Here is a 24384-nt window from a genome sequence, read left to right on the forward strand (position 1 = left end):
ATAATGACAGAAATGAATAATATACCAAGGACGAGCGACGAATACTTTGAGGGCATCCGTCCATATCTTGATGAAGAGGTACGTGAAAACCTTAAGGAGCTTTTGGAGGTTGATGAAATAAAGGCGATTGTAAATGGATTGATTCTGAATAACATCAGTGAGCAAGAGCTAGCTAAGCAAGTGGATTCGATTGATTCGGTTAATGATTTCAAGAAGCTTTTTTTAGCTCCTGTCGCTAGAGAGATACAGAAGCGGAGTACCTTTTCCCTAACCTCTTCGGGTAGGAGTAATTTGGATAAGAGTGGAGAGGAAAAGTATTTATTTATTTCCAATCACCGTGATATTATATTGGACTCAGCTTTTCTTAACGTGATTCTGATGGAGAGGGGGCTTAGCCTCCCACGTGTAGCTATAGGGGATAATTTATTAATCAAGCCGTGGATAAAGTCATTGGTACGTATGGGTAGTGCCTTCATCGTAAAGAGGAAACCTTCGATACGAGAGAAAATTGTGGAGTCAAGGCGACTCTCAATGTATATCAGGAGCTCTATCATGTACAAGGAGGAGTCAGTATGGTTGTCACAGAGTGAAGGACGTCGAAAGAATTCAGATGATCGTACTCAGTTCGGGGTCTTAAGGATGCTGACCTTGAGTAGCGAAGACAAGGATATAGCCAAGGCGTTGGCACCACTGAATATTACACCGGTTTCGATCACATACGAGTTTGATCCCTGTGATTATCTTAAGGCTCAGGAGATGCTTCAGAAAGAGATTAATCCAGAGTGGCAAAAGTCTCCAATGGATGATATGATCAATATGCAGACCGGTCTGCAAGGTCAGAAAGGGCGAGTACACTTTGCTATAACACCTCCACTTACTGACCTATCATCTATCACTGCACGTGCTGAAGATAAAAAGCAGGAGATACAGATGATTGCAGATGAGATTGACCGTCAGATCTTTCTCAATTATAGATTTTATCCATCTAATTATGCTGCGTATGACCTTCTCTATGGTGGTACCACATTTAAGGATATGTATTCTACTAAAGAGAGGGCGAACTTCGAACTCTATCTTGAAAATCAGATAGATAAGGTAAGGGTAGATGGTAAGAAAGATAGTGCGTTCTTGTTGAAGAAACTTTTAGAAATGTACTCTACGCCACTGAAAAATCATTTGTTAGCAAAGAAAGAATTGAGATGAAAGCATTAGTTATTATAGACCCTCAGAATGATTTTATCAATGGTACACTGCCTGTAGGTGGTGCAGATCAATCTATGGATAAGCTTGCAGCAGAGCTATCAGCTATATCTGTGGATAAGATATTTGTGACGATGGATTGCCATCCCACTGACCATATGAGTTTTTCAGCCCAAGGTGGACCATGGCCACCCCATTGTATGAAGTACAGTGAGGGTGCCGCTATATGGCCATCTCTATTTACTGCACTAGCCGCACATCCGGCGGAAGTTCATTTTATTGAAAAAGGTACTGACTCCAATAAGGAAGAATACAGTGCGTTTGAGATGACCTTTCCGGCAGAGTTAAGAGAGGCTGAGGAGGTTTACTTGTGTGGTCTAGCAGGTGATGTATGCGTGTTGAATAGCTTACGTGATTTAGCAAAACATGGGCTAGGTGATAAGATTATAGTTTTGGAGGATGTGACACCTAGTCTTGATGACGGCAGTGCATTATTAGAAATGATTGGAAAAACTGGGGTGAGGGTCACAAAAATTGGAAATATTTAATAGAAAGGGAATAATATGAGTTGGTTTGATTGTAAAATAACATACGAAAAAGAAGTAAATCAGTCTGGTAAGATGCGCAAAGTCAGTGAGTCGTACTTAGTGGATGCTGAGACGTTCACAGATGCAGAGGCCAGAATGGTCGAGCTGATGAGTAGCCGTGGTGCCTTCATCATGGATAGTGTCAAGAAGGTTCGGATGTATGAGATTTTCTTAGATCATAAGAGCCAGCGCTTCTATAAATCAAAAGTTGGCTTTATCTCACTTGATGAAAAGGCAGGTGTGGAGAAGAAGAAGTATGTCCAGATGTTAGTACAGGCCGATGATATTGAGGAGGCTCTTGAGGGCATAAAGAAAGGAATGGCAGACACGATGTCTGATTATGAGATCGCAAGTATTGTAGAGACAACTTATATGGATGTTTTCCCGTACGAAATAGAAGTTAAGGAAGGGTGATATGAGTATTAAGGAAAATCTGGAGCAACTTAGAGAAGAGCTACCAAAAGATGTTCAATTAATAGCGGTATCAAAGTACCATACAGTGGAGGAGGTGATGGAGGCGTATGATGCTGGTCAGCGCATATTCGGAGAGAACCGTGTGCAAGAAATGGAGGAGAAGCAACCCCAACTACCAGATGATATTGAATGGCATCTCATCGGTACGCTCCAACGAAATAAGGTAAAGTACATCATTCCTTATGTCCATACAATCCATAGTGTGGATTCTGAAAAGCTCCTTAATGAGATTGAGAAGCAGTGTGCTAGACGAGGCAGAGAAAAGGTAAGAGCCTTGCTGCAGCTACATATTAGTGGAGAAGAGACCAAGCACGGTTTTTCTCGTGAAGAACTTCAGGCACTCTTAGATGGCGATACGCTTAAGTCACTTCAGCACGTGGAGGTTGTAGGGATCATGGGGATGGGGTCCTTGACAAATGATCAATCAATTGTTGAGGGTGAATTTGCACGTATGCAAGAGATATTTAAGGAGTTAAAAGAGGGCCCTTTTTCTGGACAGGAGAGCTTCAAAGAGTTGTCTATGGGGATGAGTCAGGATTACCAGATCGCCCTCTCTTATGGCACTACATATGTACGTCTGGGTACGGCTATCTTTGGTCAACCAAATAGACGACAATAAATGACCACAACTTACGGAATATATCGAAAAGATGAGTAAGAAATTTGTAACGATATTGGGATCGACTGGGTCTATTGGTACTCAGGCGTTGCAGGTCATAGCATGTCATCCTGAAGAATTAGGAGTACATGCTCTGGTGTGTAATAATAGTGTCGAGAAGCTAATAGAGCAGGCACTTCAGTTTAAGCCGAAGGTTGTAGTAACTGGTAACCCTAAGCATGAGAAGATGCTCAAAAAAGCCCTCAAAGAGCATCAAATAGAGGTTCACTCTGGACCAGAGGCTATTTGTGATGTGGCAGGATCATATCAATCAGATATAGTCTTGACTGCGATGGTGGGCTTTTCTGGATTGGCACCTACTATTAAGGCTATTGAGAGTGGAAAGATTATAGCTTTGGCTAATAAGGAGACGCTGGTAGTAGCTGGTGATATGATAAAGGCTCTGTGCCATAAGCATAAGTCCATCCTCTTACCAGTAGATAGTGAGCACTCTGCAATTTTTCAATGTTTAGTGGGAGAGCAGTTAAGTGCTGTCGAAAAGATTTATTTGACTGCGTCTGGGGGTCCATTCTTAGATGTTCCTAGAGAAGAGTTGGAGCACGTAACTCCAGAGCAAGCTCTAAAGCATCCCAACTGGACTATGGGTCCTAAGGTCACTATCGACTCTGCCACTCTTATGAATAAGGGACTTGAGATGATAGAAGCCCACCACCTATTTAATATTGACCCTAAGAATATAGAGATATTGGTTCATCGCCAAAGTATAATACACTCTATGGTAGGGTACAAAGATGGGGCTATAAAAGCTCAGTTATCATCTCCAGATATGCGGTTGCCTATCGCATATGCATTGCTTTATCCAAAGCGGTTATCGGGTAATACACCTCTACCATCACTATCAGAGATGAGCCAGCTAACTTTTGAGCCAGCTAGGATAGATGATTTCCCATGTCTCCGACTGGCTTATGATGCCTTAGAAATTGGAGGAACAGGTCCATGTGTGATGAACGCTGCTAATGAAGTAGCGGTCCAACGATTTTTAGCTGGGCAAATTAGTTTTACTGATATTCCAAAAGTAATCGAGTACACTATGGATAAGTCAGATATCCGAAATGTTAATTCGTTGGAGCAACTGATTGGTTATAATGATCATGCTAGGCAAATAGCACAAGCATGGCACAAGTGATATTGAATAATTATTTACAATATATATAGATGGGCATACTGATTAAAATAATCCAATTAATCCTTTCGTTAGCACTATTAGTCTTTATCCATGAGCTTGGGCACTTCCTTTTTGCAAAGCTTTTCAAGATTAGAGTCAATAAGTTTTATCTCTTTTTTGATATAAAAGGGGCTCTATTGCGATACAAACCAAAAAACAGTGAGACTGAGTATGGAATAGGGTGGTTGCCGCTTGGAGGCTATTGTCAGATAGATGGCATGGTAGATGAGTCGCTAGCACTTGAGGGGTTGGAGAGTGAGCCAAAGCCCTGGGAGTTTCGTGCTCATCCTACTTGGCAGCGACTATTAGTGATGCTGGGCGGTGTTCTTTTCAATGTTATTTTGGCCATCTTGATATATGGAGGGATGGCTTACGCTTGGGGAACGAATCAGTTGCCTATCGAGAATGTAGGTGATAATCTAACCTATTCATCTGTCGGTCACGATATGGGCCTTAAGGATGGCGACCTACCCATAGCTATAGATGGTAAGGAGATTAAGTACTTTGAGGGATTTCTCATACAAGAAATTGCAAATGGTGATAACCTTACTGTTCTGAGAGATAATCAGCCGGTTGATATCGTGATACCAGCGGATTTCATGCGAGCCGTTATTGCTAGCCAAGAAGCTTTCTTTATGCTGGATCTACCAGCGAGGATTGACTCTGTAGCCCCTAATAGTGCTGCCTTGAGAGATGGACTAAAGGTGGGTGATACCCTTGTCGCTGTTAATGCAAAGCCTATGAATAAGCTGTCTAAAATCTTGCCAGCTATACAGGAGCTCAAGGGAGATAGTATCACCCTGAAGGTCAAGAGAGGTGAGGCTTATTATGAATTACGAACTATGCCAGATAAGGAGACCGGGCTCGGCATTGGTTTTACTCCTCCAGTGAAGGTTTTTGAACAGGAGCATACTAAATATGGAGCCTTAGAGTCAATTCCAGCTGGAGTGCATGAAGCAGCCAAGCAAATCGCAAGTTACACGGATCAGCTAAAGTATGTCGCTACCCCAGAGGGAGCTTCAAGCCTTGGTGGATTAGGTACTATGGGTAGTCTTTTCTCTGCACGATTTGATTGGAATAGGTTTTGGAATATGACCGCTTTCCTTTCTGTTATTTTGGCGGTTATGAATATTCTACCTATTCCGGGACTTGATGGTGGACATATCATGTTTATCATTTATGAGGTCATTGTGGGAAAGGCCCCATCTCTGAAGTGGCAGACACGCTTCCAACTTATTGGTATGCTGTTCTTGATTTTCCTAGTATTGTACGCTAATATTAACGATATATTTAGGTTCTTCATGTAATGCAGGAGCGTCAGCGACATCATAATCCAGCAATGATTTATCCAAAAAACTTCGAAGAGAAGTTGAATTTCGGGGTAATTCGATCAGCTCTTATCAAGTCCTGTCAGAATGAGGTAGGACGTTATCTTGCTGAGCGAATGAGCTATATGCCTGATTCATTGGAGTTGCATCGATCGCTTAAGCAGCTTGATGAGATGCTTCGTCTTTCTGATACAGGAGTTGAGATCCCGAGTTTCTTTTTCTCAGAAATCAGAGCATCATTATTATCCATTCGTCCCGAAGGGAGTTACTTGCCCTTGGAGTCTCTAACTTCACTTCAGCAATTGTTGCGAAGTGTTGTCGCTACAGTGCAGATGTTTGGACGCGATGATGACGATGAAGATGATGGAAATGATTATCCTGAACTGAAACTTTTGGTCGAGAGATTAGACGATCTTCCCGAAGTTCGAAGACAGTTAAATAACCTTTTAGATGACGAAGGGCAGATCAAGGATACCGCCTCTCGACTATTAAGAGAAATCCGTCAGGAGATCCGCTCCCTAACTGGCTCTCTTGGGAATACGATGCAGAGTATCCTTAAACAAGCACAGGCTGCAGGCTGGGTGGAGAAGGATGCAGCACCCGCGATGCGTGATGGTCGTCTGCTACTACCCATCATACCCTCTGCCAAACGTGAGATAGGGGGGATCGTTCATGAAGAGAGTGCTACTGGACGTACACTCTATATCGAGCCAGAGCAATTGGTGGCGATGAATAATCGTATTCGGGAGAAGCAGAATGAGGAGAATCGTGAGATCATCCGTCTGCTTAAAGAATTTACCAACTATGTTAGGGGGAATATCAAAGCAATTCAGACCAATTGTAACATCATAGGTGTTTTTGATTTTGTGTGGGCTAAGTCTAGAATGGCAAAGCAAATGACCGCTATCGTTCCACCTCTTTCAGAACATCGAGAGATGGATTGGCAGGTGGCAAGACATCCAATCCTAGAGCGACACCTTCAGGATCAGGGACGACAGTTAGTGCCTCTTACAGTTAAGCTTTCTCCAGAGTCACGTATTATCGTCATATCAGGGCCAAATGCTGGTGGTAAGTCAGTGGCTCTGAAAACGGTTGGCCTTCTTCAATATATGTTACAGTGTGGCATGGCGGTGCCTATGATGGAGCATAGTAAGTGCATGCTGTTTGATAAGATTTTCTTAGATATAGGAGACTCTCAGTCACTTGAAAATGATCTCAGTACCTACTCAAGTCACTTGCAAAGTATGAAGGTGATGATGAACGAAGCGACTGATGAGAGTTTGATTCTTATTGATGAATTCGGTTCTGGTACAGAGCCTGCTATTGGTGGAGCTATAGCGGAGGGTCTCTTAGAGCAATTTAGACAGAGAGGAGCGTATGGCTTTATCACTACTCACTATGGTAATATTAAAGATTATACGGAGAAGCACGAGGGGGTGATAAATGGAGCCATGCTATTTGATCGTGGGAGGATTGAGCCGCTATATGAACTCTATATGGGTCAGCCTGGTAGCTCTTTTGCGATTGAGATCGCTCGTAAGATTGGTTTGCCAATTGAGATTTTAGATTATGCCGAAGCATTGGTAGGGTCTGAATACATGCAGCAAGATAAGTACCTGCAAGATATAATTCGGGATAAAGCATATTGGAAACGAAAGCGTGAGCGTATCCGTCGTCAAGAGAAAGCGATGGAAGAGAAGCAGGCTAAGCTAGATGAGCGACTAGAAGCTCTTGCCGAGAGGAGAAAAGGCATCCTGGATAAGGCAGAACGTGAAGCTCTGGAGATAGTCACTAATGCGAACGTTACTGTAGAGCGAACTATCCGTGAGATTAAGCAGGCCAATGCCGATAAGGAGGAGACCAAGCAAGCTCGTAGGAAGCTTGAGCAGAAACGCGAACATTTAGAGAAAATACAGGTCAAGAAACAGGCTAAGTCAGATCGTCCAAAGCCCAAGGGGAAATTGGAAGTAGGGAGCAAAGTAACCTTAGAGGGAAGTAATGAGGTAGGGGAGATTATGGAGATTGACGGTAAGAAAGCACGAGTACAGCTAGGACTGCTGACGATGACGGTTGCTCTCAATAAATTGCAGCCTACTAATAAAGAACAGCGTAGTCCTGTCAAGCTTCAGCCCAGAGTCATTCAGCAGCAGTCTAGTGAACGCCGATTGAACTTCAAGCCGCAAATAGATCTTAGAGGTAAGCGAGTCAATGAGGCCTTGGATGAGGTGGTCCACTTTATAGATGATGCTGCACACTTTGGATATAGTCCTGTCCGAATCCTACACGGGACGGGTACAGGTGCACTTAAGGAGGCTATTTGTCAGCTTTTATCCGTTACACCTCAGGTCCATAGCTTTCATGATGAATTAGTGGATCTCGGTGGGGCTGGGATTACTGTAGTAGAATTATCAGATAAGTAGATTGTAGATATGATTGTAGCAAAACAAAAAAGAGAGGAGAACATCGCAGAGTACATCCTCTATATGTGGCAGATAGAAGATATTATCCGAGCATTGGAGTTCGATGAAATAAAGATTAAGCAGTACGTCGATAGTGGATATAGACTAGAGCCAGAGATGATGGAACGTGTCTTTGTATGGTATGTCATGCTTGCCAATACTATGGAGGAAGATGGCGTACGCGAGTCTGGACACATGAAGAAGCTAGACGAACTGATGCAGGATCTTGAGGAGCTTTCGGATAATTTATTAAAAGAACCATCACAAACCCTTTACTCGTCTGTCTATTTTCAGACACTACCCAGTATTATTCAATTAAGAGACCTTAGTGGGGGACGAAAGATGGGTATTATAGAGACCTGCTTTGTTGGGATTTATGGTTTTCTTACTCTTAAGGCAAGAGGTGAAGAGGTGAGCGAAGAGACGACGGCATCTATTCAGCAGTTTAGTACCTTCCTTGCTATGCTTGCGGATCGATTTAGATCCGTAGAGGAGGGAACACTGACATTGGATACGGTTCAGAAGGAGGATGAAGAAGCTTAAGAAGGTATTGCTTACAGGTGCTGGAGGACAGCTGGGTACGGCACTTCAAAAGCTGTATCCTAATCCGTCACTCTATGACTTCGTGTGGATTCCGATAACTCGAAAGGACTTGGAGTTATCTGATTTTTCAGCCGTAAGTCAGTTTTTGAGACGTGAGAAGCCAGATTATATTGTTAATGCAGCTGCGTACACTAATGTGGATGGAGCTGAGGACCATATAAATGAGTGCTTCGCTATTAATGCTTTTCTACCAAAGATCCTTCTGGATTATTGTATGGAGAGCCGCTGTCACCTCATTCACATTAGTACCGATTATGTATTTGGAGGCAATGCCCGAGAAATGGCTCCATACATTGAGACTAATCATCATGCACCTCTGAATGCCTATGGTGCTAGTAAAAGTAAGGGCGAAGAGCTATTGCTTTCGCAGGATCCACTCCATCTCCATATCCTTAGGACATCATGGCTGTATGGGCCAAGAGCTTGGGGGAAAAGCTTTTATAAAAGTATATTAGACAAGGGGATGAGTGGCGACCCACTCAGAGTAGTAGATGATGAGATAGGTTCACCTACTAGTACCCTCTCATTGGCAAGGACTATAGTCTCAATTATTTATGGGGATATTAATGGCTTTGGTTTGCCTAGTGGTATCTATCATTGTGCAGATAAAGGGAGTGTTAGCCGATACGAATTCGCTAAAGCTATTCTATCACTAGACCCCATAGCACGTCGGACCCCGATCACGCCTATTACCAGTGCAGAGCTACCTCCGAGAGCAGCCCTCAGGCCTAAAAATTCCACATTAGAGTGTAATAAACTAGAGCAATTTGATCCCGACCTTGTTCGTCCATGGCAAGAAGGGCTCAAGGCAGTATATATATTAGATAAGAAAGAGCATAAAGATGAAGTATAACGATAAGGAAATATCTAGACGTCGTACGTTTGCAGTGATTGCACACCCTGACGCTGGTAAAACTACCCTGACAGAGAAGTTGCTACTCTTTGGTGGTGCTATCCATGTGGCTGGTGCTGTCAAGAGTAATAAGATTCGCAAAAGTGCTACCTCTGACTGGATGGAGATTGAGAAGCAGAGAGGTATCTCTGTCGCCACCTCTGTTATGGGTTTTGAATACGAGGGTTATAAGATTAACATTCTAGATACCCCAGGTCACCAGGATTTTGCAGAGGATACATATAGGACACTTACAGCTGTAGATTCTGTCATCATCGTTATAGACGGTGCTAGAGGGGTAGAGCTTCAGACTAAGAGATTGATGGAGGTCTGCCGTATGCGTAAGACACCTGTGATTGTCTTTGTTAATAAAATGGATAGAGATGCACAAGACCCCTTTGATCTTCTCGATGAGGTAGAGTCTGAGTTACAGATTTCAACAACTCCTCTTACATGGCCAATTGATTCGGGGGATCGTTTTAGAGGTGTTTATAATATATATGATCATAGCTTAGAGCTATTCAATGCTCAGAACAAAAGTTATGTCTCAGACCGAGTAGCTGTCGCCCTTGATTCTCCAGATCTACTTAATCATATGTCGGAGGAACAAGCTGAGAAGCTTAAGGAGGATCTAGATCTTATAGAGGGCGTATATCCCGAACTAGATGTAGAGCGATATCTAGCAGCTGATTTAGCACCAGTCTTTTTTGGATCTGCATTAAATAACTTTGGGGTCAAAGAATTATTAGATACGTTTGTCAAGGTGGCTCCATCACCCCTTCCTACAGTCGCTATCGAGAGAACGGTGGATCCTTATGAGGAACCATTTACTGGCTTTGTCTTTAAGATTCATGCTAATATGGACCCAAACCACCGAAGCAGTATAGCTTTTGTCAAAATATGTTCTGGTAAGTTTGAACGTAATAATAACTACCTCCATGTCCGTCATGGCAAACAGATGAGATTTAGTAGTCCCACTGCATTCATGGCACAGAAGAAGGAGGTTGTTGACGAGGCCTTTGCTGGAGATATTGTCGGTTTGCCTGATACAGGGAACTTTAAGATTGGTGATACTTTAACTTCTGGAGAGCAACTTAACTTTAAGGGATTGCCTAGCTTCTCTCCAGAGATGTTCAAGTACATTGAGAATGCTGACCCACAGCGAACTAAACAACTACAGAAGGGTATTGGCCAATTGATGGATGAAGGTGTGGCACAGCTCTTCACCAGTACATTTAATGGCCGCAAGATAGTTGGGACAGTAGGGCAACTTCAGTTTGAAGTCATAGAGTATCGTCTTCTTCATGAGTACCAAGCAAAGTGTAGATGGGAGCCTATCAGCCTCTACAAAGCGTGTTGGATAGAGTGCGATAAACCAGAGGTGCTTGAGGACTTTAAGCGTCGTAAGGCTCAGTATATGGCTGTGGATATTCATGGGAGGGATGTCTATATGGCTGATAGTGGTTATCTGCTTAATATGGCTCGTCAGGAGTTCCCAGATATATCATTTCATTTCAAGTCAGAGTTTTAATTATCTAGATGATTATATTCTCTTCATAGAGCCACTAAGATCCTTTGGATTCAGAGGAAGTAGGCTTGATGCATTGGGATGAAATCATTATTAGTGCCAATATGTTAGCACCAATAGAGCCATACGACTATTATGAGTGGCATGGGTTAGGACCTTTAGCAGGAGTGTTGGATAAAGGAGTAAGCCTATTTTTGTCAACCAAGTGGACACTACCTCTGATCTTTTTATTAATCATAGGAGCGTTTGCGTTTGCTTACTTTGTCTGGCGTCTCCCTAAGGAGAAACGATGGTATATAGCAATGGTATTACCCATTTTTATCTTCGATGCTATTTATAGCTTGCGATTGATATGGGTCTTACCACACTATCTTTTGTGTCTCGCATTACTGGAGAAACAACCAAAAGTATCAGGTGTCCTTGCCGCAATAGGTACCCTTTTAGGACTTCACCCTCTTTTATCCCTCTTTCTGATATTTTTTACTAAGAAGAGGCGAGCATTCGGTATGGGTGCTATTGTAGGAGGTGTTATTGGTTTGCTTGCCCCATTATTCGTGTATGACCCGATGCTATATCTCCGTAGTATGGGAGCATGGTATATGAGCTTTCGAGCAAAAATGACTCCGTTGGCTGATGGTGTGATGAGTGATTATTCTGCTATTGGACTGCTCAGACACCTCACGACCCTTCACGAAAGATGGATTTGGCTCATTCTGGTTAATTTATTTCATCTCTTGTTGTTGCCAACACTCAGGATAGGGAGGAGTCGTCAGCCATCTCGTATGGCACCGCTTTTTGTGGGTAGCGTACTGACCTTTATAGGCCTGATGAGTGGTTTGAATAGTCCATTTACCATAGTGCTTCCGCTCAGTGGTATCCTATTGTGGGCACTCTATAGTAAGTTATATCCTGGGTGGTTACTTTTCAGCTGTATGATGATAGCTTCCGTCGTGAGTTATGGTATCTCCTTGTATGTCTGGATTGAGCCGCTGCACTTTCAGCAACATTTAGTGGACCTCTGTGAGATGACGATGATTTGTTTTATACCTATGCATGTGCTCCAAATTATAGAGTTGTGGTCCTCCCCTCGTAATCGAAAGTAGTGTCTTCAGAAATTGTATAAGAGGACAAATCTTATTATTGATAACGCTGATTAATTTTCGATAGAAAGTATTTGAGTTTACATCTACACTTTTGAAAATGACATTGAGAGGGTAGCAATCTTCTTTTAAGATGGTATTTTTAGTATAGTGGTTGATAAATTATAATAAAAGAATATCTGTGTCTAATATTTTAGACACGTTAACCATCAAGAGTGTGCTTGCTAGCTATCCTTTCCTTATATTTGTGTTGCTTCATAAGAGCGAGTTTTTCCCTCTAGGAGATTAATGGATTATATATTATACTTATAAGTTGTTGATTAGAAAGACATACCTTGCTTCTAGGCTTTTGCTAGTGCTTGCCATTGTTATGATGGGGTCCTGTGCCAAACAGGCATATTATATCGATGCTAAGTCAGAGCATAAAAGTAGTGGAGAGTATCTGATCCAATGGGATGTCCGTCCTGGTATGGTAGGGGAAGTGGCGATATACGCTTCAAAAGACGCTGTCTTATATCCTCAAGAGCCATTTATTGTTGAGGATATCAGTAAGGAAACAACGATTTATGATAGTTCCGATCAGGGCTTTTCTCAGACCTACTTCTTACTTGTCTTTAATAATTTAGAGAGTCGTGTGGCTTCGTCTCGTATTATTCCGACTCAAGGGATAGTCAATCTAAGAGATGTTGGAGGTTACATGACAGGTGGCGGTGAACAGATGCGATGGGGACGACTTTATCGCTCAGGTGATCTGCACAGGATTAAGGATATGGATCGTTATACCATAGCTTCATTAGGTATTCAGAGTCATTATATATTATCTCCATCTCGTCTCTCTCCGAATGATCCTATCCCCAGCCTTGGTATATCTACATTGAACTCCTGGTATATTGCTCCAGATGTCGAAATAGATTTTCAGCAAACATTAGATGATATCTATTCAGGTAAACTTTCTAAGAATAGTATTACTTACTTCAAAAAAGATATTTTTAATAGCATTGCATTTGAAAACCCACACCAAATCAGCATGATTCTTCATTCCCTGATTGATCCTAATAATTACCCTGTCTTACTTTCAGATGACTTAGGTAAGGATAGGGTGGCCTTCATCATCATGCTCGTGCAGCATATCATGGGTGTTTGTCGTGCGGACATTATTAATGAATACGTTCTTAGTAATCAGTTATTACCTGTCGAAATATTAGAGCCGAAGGGACATAAAGAACCCGTTGCTATTCAAGAGGCTTTGACTGAGTTTTTCCGCTGTGAAGCGAATCAGATTAATTCCATTATTAGTGAGATTGAGAACCGTTATGGAAATATTAATAATTATCTCGATCAGCACCTTCACTTTGATGCCAAAGATCAGGCCTATCTAAGACAAGTGCTTCTATATTAAAGTGATTGTACACTTTTTGTGTTTTGCTTCATGAAGACTTTATTTTCATTTGAGAAAAGTGCATATTTTGATCTTTCTATTTTAAGTGATTTCAAAATTGTTCAAGCTTGTGCAATGTTTAGAAGATAGGATTGCAATTTCTTCAAAGATCCTATAGAATATTTTCGAGGTGTTTTTTATTTGTAAAGATAGACTCCTAAGAGTTGTTATATGCTTTATGATGCGTTGCATATATTAATAAATAGGGGATATGCTATATAGTGCGGTTTTTTCTTTAACTTTGTAGCGGTGATATAGCGTAAAATAGCATTATACCTCTGTGAATAGAAGAAATGGTAAGCGAACTTGTCGCTGGTGGTTTCGTAATGGAATCATGAGAGGAAAGTCTGGACCACATAGAGCACCATACTTCCTAACGGGAAGCTGTTGTGAAGCATGATTAGCGTGACAGAAAATAACCGCCAGCCTTCGGGTTGGTAAGGGTGAAAAGGTGGGGTAAGAGCCTACCGAGCAAGTAGTGATACATTGCTGCCGTACGCATTATGGGTGGAAAGATCATGTATACCGACGTATGTAGGACTGCTCGTCCGATGTCGAGGGGTAGATCGATGGAGGTGCAGAGTAATTTGCATCCTAGATAAATGACAAGCTGACGGAGCTTGCTCCGTTTGAACAGAATCCGGCTTATTGCTTACCAACTTCTATTGCAGTGGTGTTTTTTTTATAGGATATTATTAATGCAGGAAGAATCAGATCAAAAACTGAACGAGTATAAGGAACGAATTAAGCAAGTACGTGAGAAAAGGGCTGAGAATAAGAAGAACCCATTTTTCAAGCGAATGGTCATCTTTGGAGGGGCGGCATATAAGTTCGTAACTAGTGATATGTGGCGTCTTTATGATACCGAGATGAAGGGCGTCAAAGGCTGGTTCGTAAGGATTTTAAGAGTCTTATATATTTCAGTTCATGAATTTATCAGTGGTAAGGTTTCTCAGAAAGCCTCCGCTCTTACCTATACGACGCTCTTGGCATTAGTTCCCGTGATGGTAATTATCCTAAGTGTAGCCGGAGGGTTTGGTATGCAGGCTTCCGTTCAACGCCTTCTCTATGATACCTTTCAAGCTCACCAGCAGGAGTTGACTAAGATTTTTGATTTCGTTGAGTCCTATATGGAGCAGATTCATGGAGGCGTATTGATTGGAATCGGTTTGGCAGTGTTGATTTATACCGTCTTTTCTACACTGATGACCGTTGAAAGCGTCTTCAATGATATTTGGCAGGTTAAGGAAGGAAGAAGTGTTAGTAAGCGAATCATTGGTTATTTAGCCGCCTTCTTTATTGTTCCACTAGCTTTGATCTTTATATCTCTTAGTAATATCTTCATAGGTTCTTTGGCAGATATACAGTTGATAGGTAATGTGAGTCTGACACCGCTCGTCTCTTTCGTCTTGAAGGTTATGCCGGTGATTGTACTTATAGCGATGTTGACAGTTGCTTATATCACCATTCCAAATACTAAGGTGAAGTTTTATCCAGCTCTGATTGCTGGTGTCATTGGTGGTGTCGGCTTTCAGATCTTTCAGATGATCTATATCTCGGGAGTATTGTGGGTAGCGAAGTATAACTCCATCTATGGTAGTTTTGCAGCGATACCACTGTTGATGCTTTTTGTACAGCTCTCGTGGGTGATTATTCTCTTTTCTTCTCAAGTTAGTTTTGCGATGCAGAATGTCAAGAATTATGCCTTTAAGAGTGAGAGTGAGAATGTAAGCCGTCGTTTCAGAGATTTTGTTGCCATTCTCCTAACGAAGAAGATTTGCAAAGCCTTTAGACATCAAAGCGCACCATGTTATGCGGAGCAGCTAGCAGATGAATGTGGATTACCTATAGTCATTGTCCGTGAGACACTCTACAAGCTTACGCTTTGTAATGTGATTACGGAAGTGGAGTCGGTTAAGCACTCAGAGAATGTTATGTACTTACCAGCGACAGAGATAACTGCCATTACTGTTAAGCGTGTGTTGACGGCTTTAGATCGTCTTGGGAGTGAAAACTTTAGGGTTGATCTCTACGATGAGTACGCCCACGAGTGGGAGTTGATCCGACTTTCTCGACATTTTCCACACGAAGAGCTTGAGATTCCAGTCGTTGATCTCTAGCCAAGCCTATTAATATGATGCTGATTTGCTCTACGGTGGAGTAGGGGATATAGTAATATTAAGAAGATGTAGTAGAGTATCAAGATAGGGATATCTATATTACTCTCTAATCCTTCAGAAGAAATAGAGGCAAAAAACTCTGTCGTCTTAATCATCCCAGCTGTAAGGAAATGCAATATCTCAAATATAAAGTCGGGGAGAGTTCCAGTAAGCGGGAGTATTAGGAGTACTACTAATGCCAGCGGAATGAGAATGCTGCTCAATATCACTAACGGGATATTGCTCCAGATGAAACTGAGGGTGGTCTTTTCAAAATAGAATAATAGTAGTGGAAAAATTCCAAGCTGTGCTGAAATACTTACTAATATGATATTAGTGAGATATTGAAGACCCTTAATTTTGGTTTTTAGATACTCTTGGAATATAGGAAGGAAGAGGTAAATACCCCAAACGGCACCAATACTTAATGACAGCCCTATGCTTAGGTAGGAGTAGGGATTGCTAATAAAGAAGAATAGAAGTGTCAGGGATAAGAGCTGAATGGGATCACTTTCCCTATCCAGGAGTTTAGCAGAGATAGCGATGACGCTCATTACTAGTGCCCTCATGGTAGCTGTAGAAGCTCCACTGATAAAGGTGTATAGCAAAAGCCCGATGATTAATAATACGTATCTTATCTTCCTTTGACTATAATGAGAGAGGACACGCCCTAGTATGAGAGATAGTAGCATAAATATGACTCCCAGATGGTAGCCACTGACGGCTAGTATATGAGCCACTCCTGAGGAGCTAAAGGACTCCTTGACCTTTTTAGGCAAATGGCTTCGGTCCCCAAGCGTAAGGGCATATATCAGTCCACGTTCTTCAAGGTTCAGGATGTTATTTTCGGAAGCCACATTCTCTAGATTTTGGATCAGCCTATATCTTATTGAAGACATCTTGCTCTTCAGTGACGGGTGGCTTGAACTCTCAATTGAAGTGATCTCTTGAATATTTCCGATGGCTTCGAATCCCTCGCTGAGCAAATAATGACGATAGTTCTCATTCCTAATACTGGTAAGTCCAGCAAGGTCAAGCGTCCCTCTAAGTGTGGCACCAAAGTGACAATCTTCAGGAAGCATCTCCTCTCTCGGTACTTTAAGTCGCACCTTGTACCAGTACCCATTATTTTCCACTTTAGCGGCAAATTGATATTCGCTCTCTAGGCTGCTGGCGATGGGTTGGATGCTCTCAACACTTGTATCATAAAGCGTATGACCCTCGGTCAAAGAACGAGAGGGGGCCGTTTTGAGTTCCGAGTACCAAGCAAAGATCACTGCCAGAAGTATCATGAATGAAATATTCAGCAGCCTCACTTGGGTGCTCATATTTCTTTTCAAAATAGCGGCTGCTATCAATAATCCTATGAAAAACACACCAAGGACGATAGACCCCCAGACCACCTTCCTTGTGGCAAAAAGAATCACCCCACCAACACAGCTTACTAATAGCCTGAAGGCGGGGCGATCTATATATCGGACTTTTGGCAAAAACTCAATAGTCTTTACCATAATAGCAAGGGACGCTTTACTTTAATAGGTTCTGAATAGCCACTTTAGGATCAGAGGCACCGAAGACATAGCTCCCAGCAACTAAAACGTCAGCTCCAGCTGCGAATAACTTAGGTGCTGTTTCGTCGTTGACACCACCATCCACCTCTATAAGTACATCATATCCACCATCGTCAATCATCTTCCGAAGTCGTTCGGTCTTGCTGATGATTTGTGGGATAAACTTCTGTCCTCCAAAGCCCGGATTGACCGACATGAGCAGTACCATATCCAGATACGGGAGGATATCACGAAGGAGCTCTACAGGGGTATGAGGATTGAGGACCACTCCAGCCTTCATCCCCGCATCTCTTACCTGCTGCATCGCACGGTGTAAGTGGCGTGTTGCTTCATAGTGCAGTGTGAGCACATCCGCCCCTGCATCACGAAAGGCATTGATGTACTTCTCTGGCTCTTCGATCATTAAATGAACATCAAGGACCTTATCTGTAACCTTATTCACCGCAGATACGATAGGTAATCCAAATGAGATATTAGGGACAAATCTCCCATCCATTATATCTAAGTGTATCCACTCTGCGTCACTATGATTGAGCATCTCTATGTCTCTCCCTAGATTGAGAAAGTCTGCAGAGAGGACCGAGGGCGATATGATTCTTTTTCTTTCCATTATGCTGATAATTATTGTGTATAGGTTGTGTGGTTGCTTACTCTACAACTTGATGAATCTTGATCAAGTCATTTTTATCTCTTAATTTTCTAATGATGTAGTCAAGTTCAGAGAGATTCGGGATCCTTATCTTCACTCGCCCTATGGCCCTATCCTTAGCTGTCGAAAAGCTGATTTCAGTCAGAGGGATACGAGCATCCTTGATGGTGGTGATGATGTTAAAGACAAAGCCATCCATATTAACTCCCTCGATCTCCAGCGTTACCCCAAAGTTAGAGTGCACATGAGGGCCCCAGGAGATTGGCACCAATCGGTCTCCATGCGTGGCCTTAAGACGCATCGCAGTGGGGCATGACTTCTTGTGGACTACGACCTGAGCCTTTTCATTAATGATGCCGTCCACCTCCTCTCCAAATATAGGTTTGCAGCATGTAGCTCGTATATAATTCCTTCTCCCGTCCCTTGAGGTTAGGAGGTATAGCTCCTTTCTTCTCTCTTCAGGCAGGCTTGGCACTTTTGTTTCGTCCGAGTCCCATAGCTGACGTTCTTCTCTGACCTCTCCCCGCTCTTTCTCTTTCAGTAAAGTCTCTATTAACTTTTTATTCAGTATTACCTCACGTTTGTTGATGGCGAGGAAGAAATCGTCACTACTTCTATAGTTAAGCACCATTCCCTTACTAGGGATGAGGTCCTGAAGAGCATATCCCTGATCATGGAGGAAAGCCTCTAGCTCAAATTTTCCTTTTTGGGTGTCCTGTGACTTCGTGGATGATAAGTAATCCTTTATCGCTCTCTTCGCTAGGGGGCTAGTCACATAATTCAGCCACTCCTCTTTGGGATGAGTCTTACTCGCTGTCAGTATCTCTACCTGATCCCCATTCTGAAGATTATGATCAATGTCCACCATGACGTGATTAACTTTAGCTCCCAAGCAATGATCGCCTATCTTTCTATCCACCGTATAGGCATAATCCAGTACGGTAAAGTCCTGAGGGATACGTTGTTGCTTTCCCTCCTGTGTAAAGATGATTATATCCTGATTGGCAAACTTATACATGATGGTCTCATAGTCATCCGAGGACTTAGGACCAGGGTTGCTAATCAAAGCTCTGACATTATTGAGGATGGTTTGCTCCAGATCATCTACGATACCAGGCTTTTGCTTATATATCCAGTGTGCGGCAAGCCCTCTTTCGGCCATAGCGTGCATTCTATTCGAGCGGATCTGTACTTCTACCCACTCACCCATAGGTCCCATGACCGTGATGTGCAGAGCTTGATAGCCATTTTCCTTAGGAGTTGTGAGCCAATCCCTCGTGCGGTCATCCTTCACCCTAAATTTTGATGATATGGCTCTGTAGATCTTGAAGCAGTCGCTATACTCACTTTCAGGAGTTGAGGGCTTGAAGATGATTCTAATGGCGTAGATGTCGTATATCTCATTGAAGGATAATTGCTTTTGTTGCATCTTATTCCATATAGAATAGACCCCTTTGACCCTATGCTGTATCTCGTAGTGTAATCCAGTCTTCTTGAGATTATCCCTAATGGCATCATAGAATTGAGAGAAAAGCGTACTCCGCTTAATACTACTCTCTTGGATCTTTTGTACTATATCCTCATACTGTTGAGGGTAATCATACTTAAGGGACAAGTCTTGAAGCTCGCTTTTAATCTTGTACATCCCCAGACGCTCTGCCAGTGGGGAGTAGAAGAGTCTCGTCTCGGCGGCTATCTTAGCCTGTTTCGTCTCTGGCATACTCTCCAGAGTACGCATATTGTGAAGCCTATCCGCAATCTTAATAATGATGATCCGAATGTCATCATTTGCGGTGAGCAATAGTCTACGAATATTCTCCAATTGGGCAGAGGCATTGACCTTCTTTTCCACCACCTCCACTAAGATTTCGCCAGAAAGCTTAGTCAGTCCATTGACGATACGAGCGATCGACTCGCCGAACATATCCTCAATGTCCTGAACGGTATAGTCGGTGTCCTCCACCACGTCATGCAAGAGAGCCGAAGCGATAGATGTCGATCCTAACCCTATTTCATTACAGCAAATGTCAGCAACGGCTATAGGGTGGAGGATGTAAGGCTCTCCACTTTTACGCTTTGCCCCCTCATGAGCAGAGCGAGCTAGATTAAACGCCTTATTAATAACTTCAGTTCGCTTACGGTGATTAGAGTTAAGATAGTCGTACAGAAGCTTGTCATAAGCTTTCTGCACCATCTTATCATAATCCACCGTTTCCCCATCGTTTAGTGATGCCATATATATCGAGATTCGAAAACTTCTTGAATTAAACTAAAACAAATCTACCTAAAAAACTTCAAATCGCTAATTCTTATTTGATTATTCTAAAGGCTAAGCATGTTTTAAGAAGTGGCAATCTCGCAGCTATATAATCGGATGTGGCCAGACTTTGGAAGGTCCACTAGATATAAGCCGCTAAGGCTGAGGGAGCAAAAAACGTACAAATGTAGAAGATAAAGCCTTTCTGTCATAGGCAAGACAGTGATTTTTCATCGTGAACACACTTTCTTAAGGCCAAGTTTACCTAAATAAAGTAGGCGATACAGTTTGTCATTTCTAGTGAATCACCTGCCGATGCTCTTGATGCAAATGAGATGTTTTAGGATTGATAAAAGTGATGGCTTTGTGTCTCCACTAAAATGAATACGAAAAAGAAGGAGTGGATTTATTTTCCTCTCCCTCTTAAGTTATTCCAAATGTGCATTTATATTAATCCTCTACCGATTTCTTAGATTCTAAGAAGGTTTGCCTTATAGGTTATACCTGTACTCCCACCACATATTAAGATGTTAATAATGAGGACTGATCAATTTAGGTATGGCAGTAGGGCGAAGACCTTTATTTTCCCAAATAGGCAAGGATAAGCAAACTACTTATAAACACTATTTTTTCTTGTGGAGAAGTACCTTCCTCAATACATTAAATAAGGACACTACTATTCCTATAAAAATTGATTGGTAGAGCTTGTCCTTAAATGCAAAGTCATTTGGGTGTCCCAACTCTGCTATAATGTAGAATATGCCTAAGCTAATGGCTGTGCAAATAACAATTCCACATAAAAATAGTATTATATACTTATACCATCTATTCATTTTTCTTCTTTGTAAAAAGTGTTTTAGACGGTGCGACAACCTATTTAGAAAACCTTTCAGAGTCCCAATGTCTTATCGCTTGTGATGTCAAAGTTCTATTCACTCATGCCACAGGACTCATTTCATAAAGATAACTCCTGTAGTTTAGCTAATCTAAAAGCACCCTGCCAATGAATTGACAAGGTGCTTTCTTATGCTAAAGTAGTAGCCCATAGGGGAATCGAACCCCTCTTTCCAGAATGAAAATCTGATGTCCTAGCCGATAGACGAATGGGCCAATATGTGATCTCTTATCCTTATTTCAGGATAGGATGGTCTACTTCCTTATGCTTCAGCACGTAGTGAGCTGATATGATTTGCTAATGAGCTCTTAAGATTGGCAGCCTTATTTTTGTGGATGCGTCCCTTAGTTGCCATTCTATCTAACATAGAATAGATTTCTGGCAGCTTATTCTCAGCTTCAGTAGCATCTGTAAGTGCACGGAAGTCACGGACAGCGTTACGCATCGTCTTGCCATAGTAGCGATTTCTAAGACGACGAGTCTTATTCTGCCTAGCTCTCTTAAGTGCGGACTTATGATTTGCCATATTAATAAATTACTTCTATACTATTATTTAATCATTATAACTGTAGCCCATAGGGGAATCGAACCCCTCTTTCCAGAATGAAAATCTGATGTCCTAGCCGATAGACGAATGGGCCAACTTCAGGCAAGGATTTTTAAATCCTCTCATTAAGCGATTGCAAAGATACAAATAATTTTTGTAGTTCCAAATGCTTACCCTGAAATGTAGATGTTTTTTTTAGCGACGGATACCAAGTTCCTTAATAATCGCACGATATCTTTCGATATCTTTTTCCATTAGATAGTCCAGTAAGCGACGACGCTTACCTACTAGCATCTTAAGAGCACGTGAGGTGTTATGATCTTTACGGTTGCTCTTTAGGTGTTCCGTCAAGTGAGATATACGGTATGAAAACAATGCAATCTGACTCTCTGCAGAACCAGTATCAGTGTTAGACTTTCCGTACTTCTCAAAGATCTCTTTCTTCTTTTCTGAATCTAAGTACATGATTCTTTCTTTGAAAAATTATTGTTTACTAATAAAAATAACAAATGGTCTTGTAGCTCAAGCACATGAGCGTGCAAGGTCATTTGTAGTCGCAAAGATACCACAATTTTTGTATTTGACAAATTATTTTTTCTCTTAACTCTCTTTGAACATGCGGGTCATTAGGCTTCGTAATCACACCTATTATATGTAGGGGTCTTAAGAGTGGGCTAATGATGTAGATATTTGAGGGTGATAAACTGTCCAATGAATATGTTAGAAAATAGAGGATCCGAGTATAGCGGACGATCTGTTTTTTGGATTGTCCGGAGTATATCGATACATTAGATAATTAATGGTTGTTATAGACTTTGCCTAGATGTATGCAAGCATGAAACTTCGTGTTTTCATATTGTATGAACTCTCGATATATTAATAATGTATATATAAGAGATACGTTTTAATTAAAGATGATGTTTCTAAAGTTGCTCATGAGTTAGAGAATTTATCCTATGTCTCATCGATATTCTTCTCATATGAAAAATTTTTATTCTCTATAGGAAACGTGTTTGTTTTATATAACTAAAATATATGATGTGACTTCTTGTTGTAGCGTTTTACTCTGGTGAGAGGAATACCTATTTGTGTGAAGATGGATTTTTGGTGTATATTTGATAGTGTTATAGAGATAAAATGAATTAATAACTATTAAAAGAGATAATAATGTTATGGGAATGATGAAAGAGTTTAAGGAGTTCGCCATGAGGGGGAATGTCGTGGATATGGCAGTTGGCGTAGTAATTGGTGGTGCCTTTGGTAAGATCGTCACTTCATTAGTGAATGATATCATCATGCCACCGATAGGAAAATTGGTTGGCGGCATGAACTTCTCTGAGCTTAAGGTGGTCTTGAACGAGGCTATCGTAGAGTCTTCAGGAGAGGTGATTCAGCCTGAAGCTGCTATCTATTATGGTCAATTTATCCAGACCGTTATAGACTTTATCATTATCGCATTTGCTATATTCATGGTGATTAAGGGAATGAATAAGCTTAAGCGTAAAAAAGAGGAGGCTCCTGCTGCTCCTGCTCCAAAACCAGAGGATGTGGTGTTATTAGAGGAGATTAGAGACTTGCTGAGGAAGCAACAATAATAAGGCTCTATTGATTGTTTGCACTTAAGACCAAGTAGAGGAGTGGCTTTATTCCATTTTTAAGTTTTATTGTGGTTTTATGTACACAATAAGTATGGTAAGGTTGCCGAATTCAGTATATTTGTTCAGTAAGTGATGACTTTCTCACTAAGTATAATAAAAAGAGAATATAATTATGAAAGAATTTGATGTAGATAAATACGATGAGGAGCTGGTAAAGTACATTCGCAGCACCTCGGATCGTAACGCAGAGATTGACTCGCTAAGTGATGAAGATATCTCGTATCTGCTGACATTGTGGGATGAGTATCTAGATATATTGGATCTTGATGAAGATGAGGAGGACTTTGATGTCGATTCGGATGAATTGTACCGATATGTTACGGAGATGATTGCCTCTGATGAAAAGTCTTTGGATGTGGACATTGAGACTTTAATCAGTTTGATAGAAATGGAAGAGGACTTCGTCGATCATCTATTTGAAGACGAAGACAAAGAATAATAATTATTAATATAAATTGGAAAAGAACATGGAAAATATGAAGAAAATACTAGGTATATCAGCTGTTGGGCTGGGATTAATATTAGGTGGTTGTGGTGCAAATAATATGGTAAAGGGTGCTGGCATTGGTGCTGGTGCTGGTACCGTTATTGGCTCAGTGATTGGTAAGACTGCTGGAAATACTGCTGCAGGTGCTGCTATTGGTGGTATCATAGGTGGTGCTACTGGTGGCATAATTGGTAATCATATGGATAAGCAAGCGAAAGAACTGGAGCAGCAACTTCCAGAAGCAGAGGTTGAGACTGTGAATAATGGTGAAGCTATCAAGGTGACCTTTGATAGTGGTATCCTATTCTCAAGTAGCTCAAGTACTCTAAGCTCTGAATCAAGAGAGGCTTTAGTCCGTTTTGCTGAAAACATGAACGCTAATCCTGATACCGAAATCAGAATCGTAGGCCATACCGATAGTACTGGTAAATACGAGTACAACATGCAACTATCTGAAAAGCGTGCTGAGAGTGTGATGAATTTTCTTAGAGCACATAGCGTAGCTGCTGGTAGAATGATTCCGCTAGGCGTTGGTCCTGATGAGCCAATCGTAGATAATAGTACTCCTACTAACCGTGCTAAGAACCGTCGTGTAGAGATCTTTATCCTACCTAGTGAGAAGATGATCAAGGAAGCTGCTGCGAAAGCTGGTAAGTAATCCTAGACCATTATATATTTAAACACAGTGACACCCTGACTCATAGTCGG

General features: G+C 41.6%; 21 protein-coding genes, 2 tRNA genes and 1 other RNA gene. 17 read left to right on the top strand and 7 right to left on the bottom strand.

The annotated features are described in order from the left end of the window. Positions 1–12 precede the first annotated feature (12 nt). The 14 genes from QYZ87_08470 to QYZ87_08535 all read left to right on the top strand — a co-directional run bounded on the left by QYZ87_08470 (position 13) and on the right by QYZ87_08535 (position 15573). A complete protein-coding gene (locus QYZ87_08470; GenBank protein ID MDN4754553.1) occupies positions 13–1203 on the top strand; it encodes a 1-acyl-sn-glycerol-3-phosphate acyltransferase in 1191 nt (396 codons plus the stop codon). Beyond that, positions 1200–1748, top strand: coding sequence for an isochorismatase family protein (locus tag QYZ87_08475; GenBank protein MDN4754554.1), 549 nt, complete (start codon positions 1200–1202; stop codon positions 1746–1748). Before QYZ87_08470 ends, QYZ87_08475 begins: the two co-directional genes overlap by 4 nt. Positions 1749–1763: 15 nt before the next feature. Continuing rightward, positions 1764–2201 (top strand): DUF4494 domain-containing protein, encoded by a 438-nt coding sequence (locus tag QYZ87_08480; GenBank protein ID MDN4754555.1) that lies wholly within the window; start codon positions 1764–1766, stop codon positions 2199–2201. Position 2202: 1 nt separating this feature from the next. Then, a complete protein-coding gene (locus QYZ87_08485) occupies positions 2203–2880 on the top strand; it encodes a YggS family pyridoxal phosphate-dependent enzyme (GenBank protein MDN4754556.1) in 678 nt (225 codons plus the stop codon). Positions 2881–2911: 31 nt separating this feature from the next. Beyond that, positions 2912–4066, top strand: a complete 1155-nt coding sequence (locus QYZ87_08490) for a 1-deoxy-D-xylulose-5-phosphate reductoisomerase (protein MDN4754557.1) — start codon at positions 2912–2914, stop codon at positions 4064–4066. Between the two features lie 29 nt (positions 4067–4095). Continuing rightward, positions 4096–5412: an RIP metalloprotease RseP gene (rseP, locus tag QYZ87_08495; GenBank protein MDN4754558.1), complete on the top strand. Its 1317-nt coding sequence runs from the start codon at positions 4096–4098 to the stop codon at positions 5410–5412. Continuing rightward, entirely contained in the window at positions 5412–7853 is a 2442-nt protein-coding gene (locus QYZ87_08500) for a Smr/MutS family protein (protein ID MDN4754559.1), read from the top strand. Before rseP ends, QYZ87_08500 begins: the two co-directional genes overlap by 1 nt. A gap of 9 nt (positions 7854–7862) precedes the next feature. Continuing rightward, positions 7863–8435, top strand: coding sequence for a DUF4924 family protein (locus QYZ87_08505; GenBank protein MDN4754560.1), 573 nt, complete (start codon positions 7863–7865; stop codon positions 8433–8435). Beyond that, positions 8422–9348 carry a dTDP-4-dehydrorhamnose reductase gene (gene rfbD / locus QYZ87_08510; GenBank protein MDN4754561.1) on the top strand — a complete coding sequence of 309 codons (927 nt, stop codon included), beginning with the start codon at positions 8422–8424 and terminating at the stop codon, positions 9346–9348. Before QYZ87_08505 ends, rfbD begins: the two co-directional genes overlap by 14 nt. Next, positions 9338–10918, top strand: a complete 1581-nt coding sequence (locus QYZ87_08515; GenBank protein ID MDN4754562.1) for a peptide chain release factor 3 — start codon at positions 9338–9340, stop codon at positions 10916–10918. Before rfbD ends, QYZ87_08515 begins: the two co-directional genes overlap by 11 nt. 44 nt (positions 10919–10962) lie before the next feature. Continuing rightward, complete coding sequence (locus QYZ87_08520) at positions 10963–12018, top strand: hypothetical protein (protein ID MDN4754563.1); 1056 nt, start codon at positions 10963–10965, stop codon at positions 12016–12018. A 313-nt stretch (positions 12019–12331) separates the two neighbouring features. After that, a complete protein-coding gene (locus QYZ87_08525) occupies positions 12332–13414 on the top strand; it encodes a tyrosine-protein phosphatase (GenBank protein MDN4754564.1) in 1083 nt (360 codons plus the stop codon). A gap of 332 nt (positions 13415–13746) precedes the next feature. After that, positions 13747–14116: RNase P RNA component class A (gene rnpB, locus QYZ87_08530), an RNA gene on the top strand. A 35-nt stretch (positions 14117–14151) separates the two neighbouring features. Then, entirely contained in the window at positions 14152–15573 is a 1422-nt protein-coding gene (locus tag QYZ87_08535; GenBank protein MDN4754565.1) for a YihY/virulence factor BrkB family protein, read from the top strand. Here QYZ87_08535 and QYZ87_08540 read toward each other — a convergent pair. The 7 genes from QYZ87_08540 to rpsO form a co-directional block, all read right to left on the bottom strand. Beyond that, positions 15570–17123, bottom strand: a complete 1554-nt coding sequence (locus QYZ87_08540) for a ComEC/Rec2 family competence protein (GenBank protein MDN4754566.1) — start codon at positions 17121–17123, stop codon at positions 15570–15572. The genes QYZ87_08535 and QYZ87_08540 overlap by 4 nt on opposite strands. 16 nt (positions 17124–17139) lie before the next feature. After that, positions 17140–17793, bottom strand: a complete 654-nt coding sequence (gene rpe, locus QYZ87_08545) for a ribulose-phosphate 3-epimerase (protein MDN4754567.1) — start codon at positions 17791–17793, stop codon at positions 17140–17142. Between the two features lie 37 nt (positions 17794–17830). Continuing rightward, complete coding sequence (locus tag QYZ87_08550) at positions 17831–20068, bottom strand: RelA/SpoT family protein (protein MDN4754568.1); 2238 nt, start codon at positions 20066–20068, stop codon at positions 17831–17833. A 1059-nt stretch (positions 20069–21127) separates the two neighbouring features. Then, positions 21128–21199 (bottom strand) — tRNA-Glu (locus tag QYZ87_08555). A gap of 47 nt (positions 21200–21246) precedes the next feature. Next, a complete protein-coding gene (gene rpsT / locus QYZ87_08560; protein MDN4754569.1) occupies positions 21247–21510 on the bottom strand; it encodes a 30S ribosomal protein S20 in 264 nt (87 codons plus the stop codon). A 43-nt stretch (positions 21511–21553) separates the two neighbouring features. Next, a tRNA-Glu gene (locus QYZ87_08565) sits at positions 21554–21625 on the bottom strand. Positions 21626–21726: 101 nt separating this feature from the next. Further along, positions 21727–21996, bottom strand: a complete 270-nt coding sequence (gene rpsO, locus QYZ87_08570; protein ID MDN4754570.1) for a 30S ribosomal protein S15 — start codon at positions 21994–21996, stop codon at positions 21727–21729. Positions 21997–22703: 707 nt separating this feature from the next. On the opposite strand from rpsO, the gene mscL reads away from it, so the two are divergent. The 3 genes from mscL (at position 22704) to QYZ87_08585 (ending at position 24334) form a co-directional block, all read left to right on the top strand. Then, positions 22704–23126 (top strand): large-conductance mechanosensitive channel protein MscL, encoded by a 423-nt coding sequence (gene mscL, locus QYZ87_08575; protein ID MDN4754571.1) that lies wholly within the window; start codon positions 22704–22706, stop codon positions 23124–23126. Positions 23127–23301: 175 nt separating this feature from the next. Then, entirely contained in the window at positions 23302–23628 is a 327-nt protein-coding gene (locus QYZ87_08580; GenBank protein ID MDN4754572.1) for a hypothetical protein, read from the top strand. Between the two features lie 37 nt (positions 23629–23665). Beyond that, on the top strand, positions 23666–24334 hold the full coding sequence (locus QYZ87_08585; protein MDN4754573.1) for an OmpA family protein: 669 nt from the start codon (positions 23666–23668) through the stop codon (positions 24332–24334). Positions 24335–24384 lie beyond the last annotated feature (50 nt).

The sequence above is a fragment of the Porphyromonadaceae bacterium W3.11 genome (assembly GCA_030434245.1).
GTDB lineage: Bacteria > Bacteroidota > Bacteroidia > Bacteroidales > Porphyromonadaceae > Porphyromonas_A.

Excerpts from the sequence above, each read along its gene's own strand:
- QYZ87_08470 (MDN4754553.1), top strand. The coding sequence starts at position 13 with ATGAATAATATACCAAGGACGAGCGACGAATACTTTGAGGGCATCCGT.
- QYZ87_08475 (MDN4754554.1), top strand. The coding sequence starts at position 1,200 with ATGAAAGCATTAGTTATTATAGACCCTCAGAATGATTTTATCAATGGT.
- QYZ87_08480 (MDN4754555.1), top strand. The coding sequence starts at position 1,764 with ATGAGTTGGTTTGATTGTAAAATAACATACGAAAAAGAAGTAAATCAG.
- QYZ87_08485 (MDN4754556.1), top strand. The coding sequence starts at position 2,203 with ATGAGTATTAAGGAAAATCTGGAGCAACTTAGAGAAGAGCTACCAAAA.
- QYZ87_08490 (MDN4754557.1), top strand. The coding sequence starts at position 2,912 with ATGAGTAAGAAATTTGTAACGATATTGGGATCGACTGGGTCTATTGGT.
- rseP (MDN4754558.1), top strand. The coding sequence starts at position 4,096 with ATGGGCATACTGATTAAAATAATCCAATTAATCCTTTCGTTAGCACTA.
- QYZ87_08500 (MDN4754559.1), top strand. The coding sequence starts at position 5,412 with ATGCAGGAGCGTCAGCGACATCATAATCCAGCAATGATTTATCCAAAA.
- QYZ87_08505 (MDN4754560.1), top strand. The coding sequence starts at position 7,863 with ATGATTGTAGCAAAACAAAAAAGAGAGGAGAACATCGCAGAGTACATC.
- rfbD (MDN4754561.1), top strand. The coding sequence starts at position 8,422 with ATGAAGAAGCTTAAGAAGGTATTGCTTACAGGTGCTGGAGGACAGCTG.
- QYZ87_08515 (MDN4754562.1), top strand. The coding sequence starts at position 9,338 with ATGAAGTATAACGATAAGGAAATATCTAGACGTCGTACGTTTGCAGTG.
- QYZ87_08535 (MDN4754565.1), top strand. The coding sequence starts at position 14,152 with ATGCAGGAAGAATCAGATCAAAAACTGAACGAGTATAAGGAACGAATT.
- QYZ87_08540 (MDN4754566.1), bottom strand. The coding sequence starts at position 17,123 with ATGGTAAAGACTATTGAGTTTTTGCCAAAAGTCCGATATATAGATCGC.
- rpe (MDN4754567.1), bottom strand. The coding sequence starts at position 17,793 with ATGGAAAGAAAAAGAATCATATCGCCCTCGGTCCTCTCTGCAGACTTT.
- QYZ87_08550 (MDN4754568.1), bottom strand. The coding sequence starts at position 20,068 with ATGGCATCACTAAACGATGGGGAAACGGTGGATTATGATAAGATGGTG.
- rpsT (MDN4754569.1), bottom strand. The coding sequence starts at position 21,510 with ATGGCAAATCATAAGTCCGCACTTAAGAGAGCTAGGCAGAATAAGACT.
- rpsO (MDN4754570.1), bottom strand. The coding sequence starts at position 21,996 with ATGTACTTAGATTCAGAAAAGAAGAAAGAGATCTTTGAGAAGTACGGA.
- mscL (MDN4754571.1), top strand. The coding sequence starts at position 22,704 with ATGGGAATGATGAAAGAGTTTAAGGAGTTCGCCATGAGGGGGAATGTC.
- QYZ87_08580 (MDN4754572.1), top strand. The coding sequence starts at position 23,302 with ATGAAAGAATTTGATGTAGATAAATACGATGAGGAGCTGGTAAAGTAC.
- QYZ87_08585 (MDN4754573.1), top strand. The coding sequence starts at position 23,666 with ATGAAGAAAATACTAGGTATATCAGCTGTTGGGCTGGGATTAATATTA.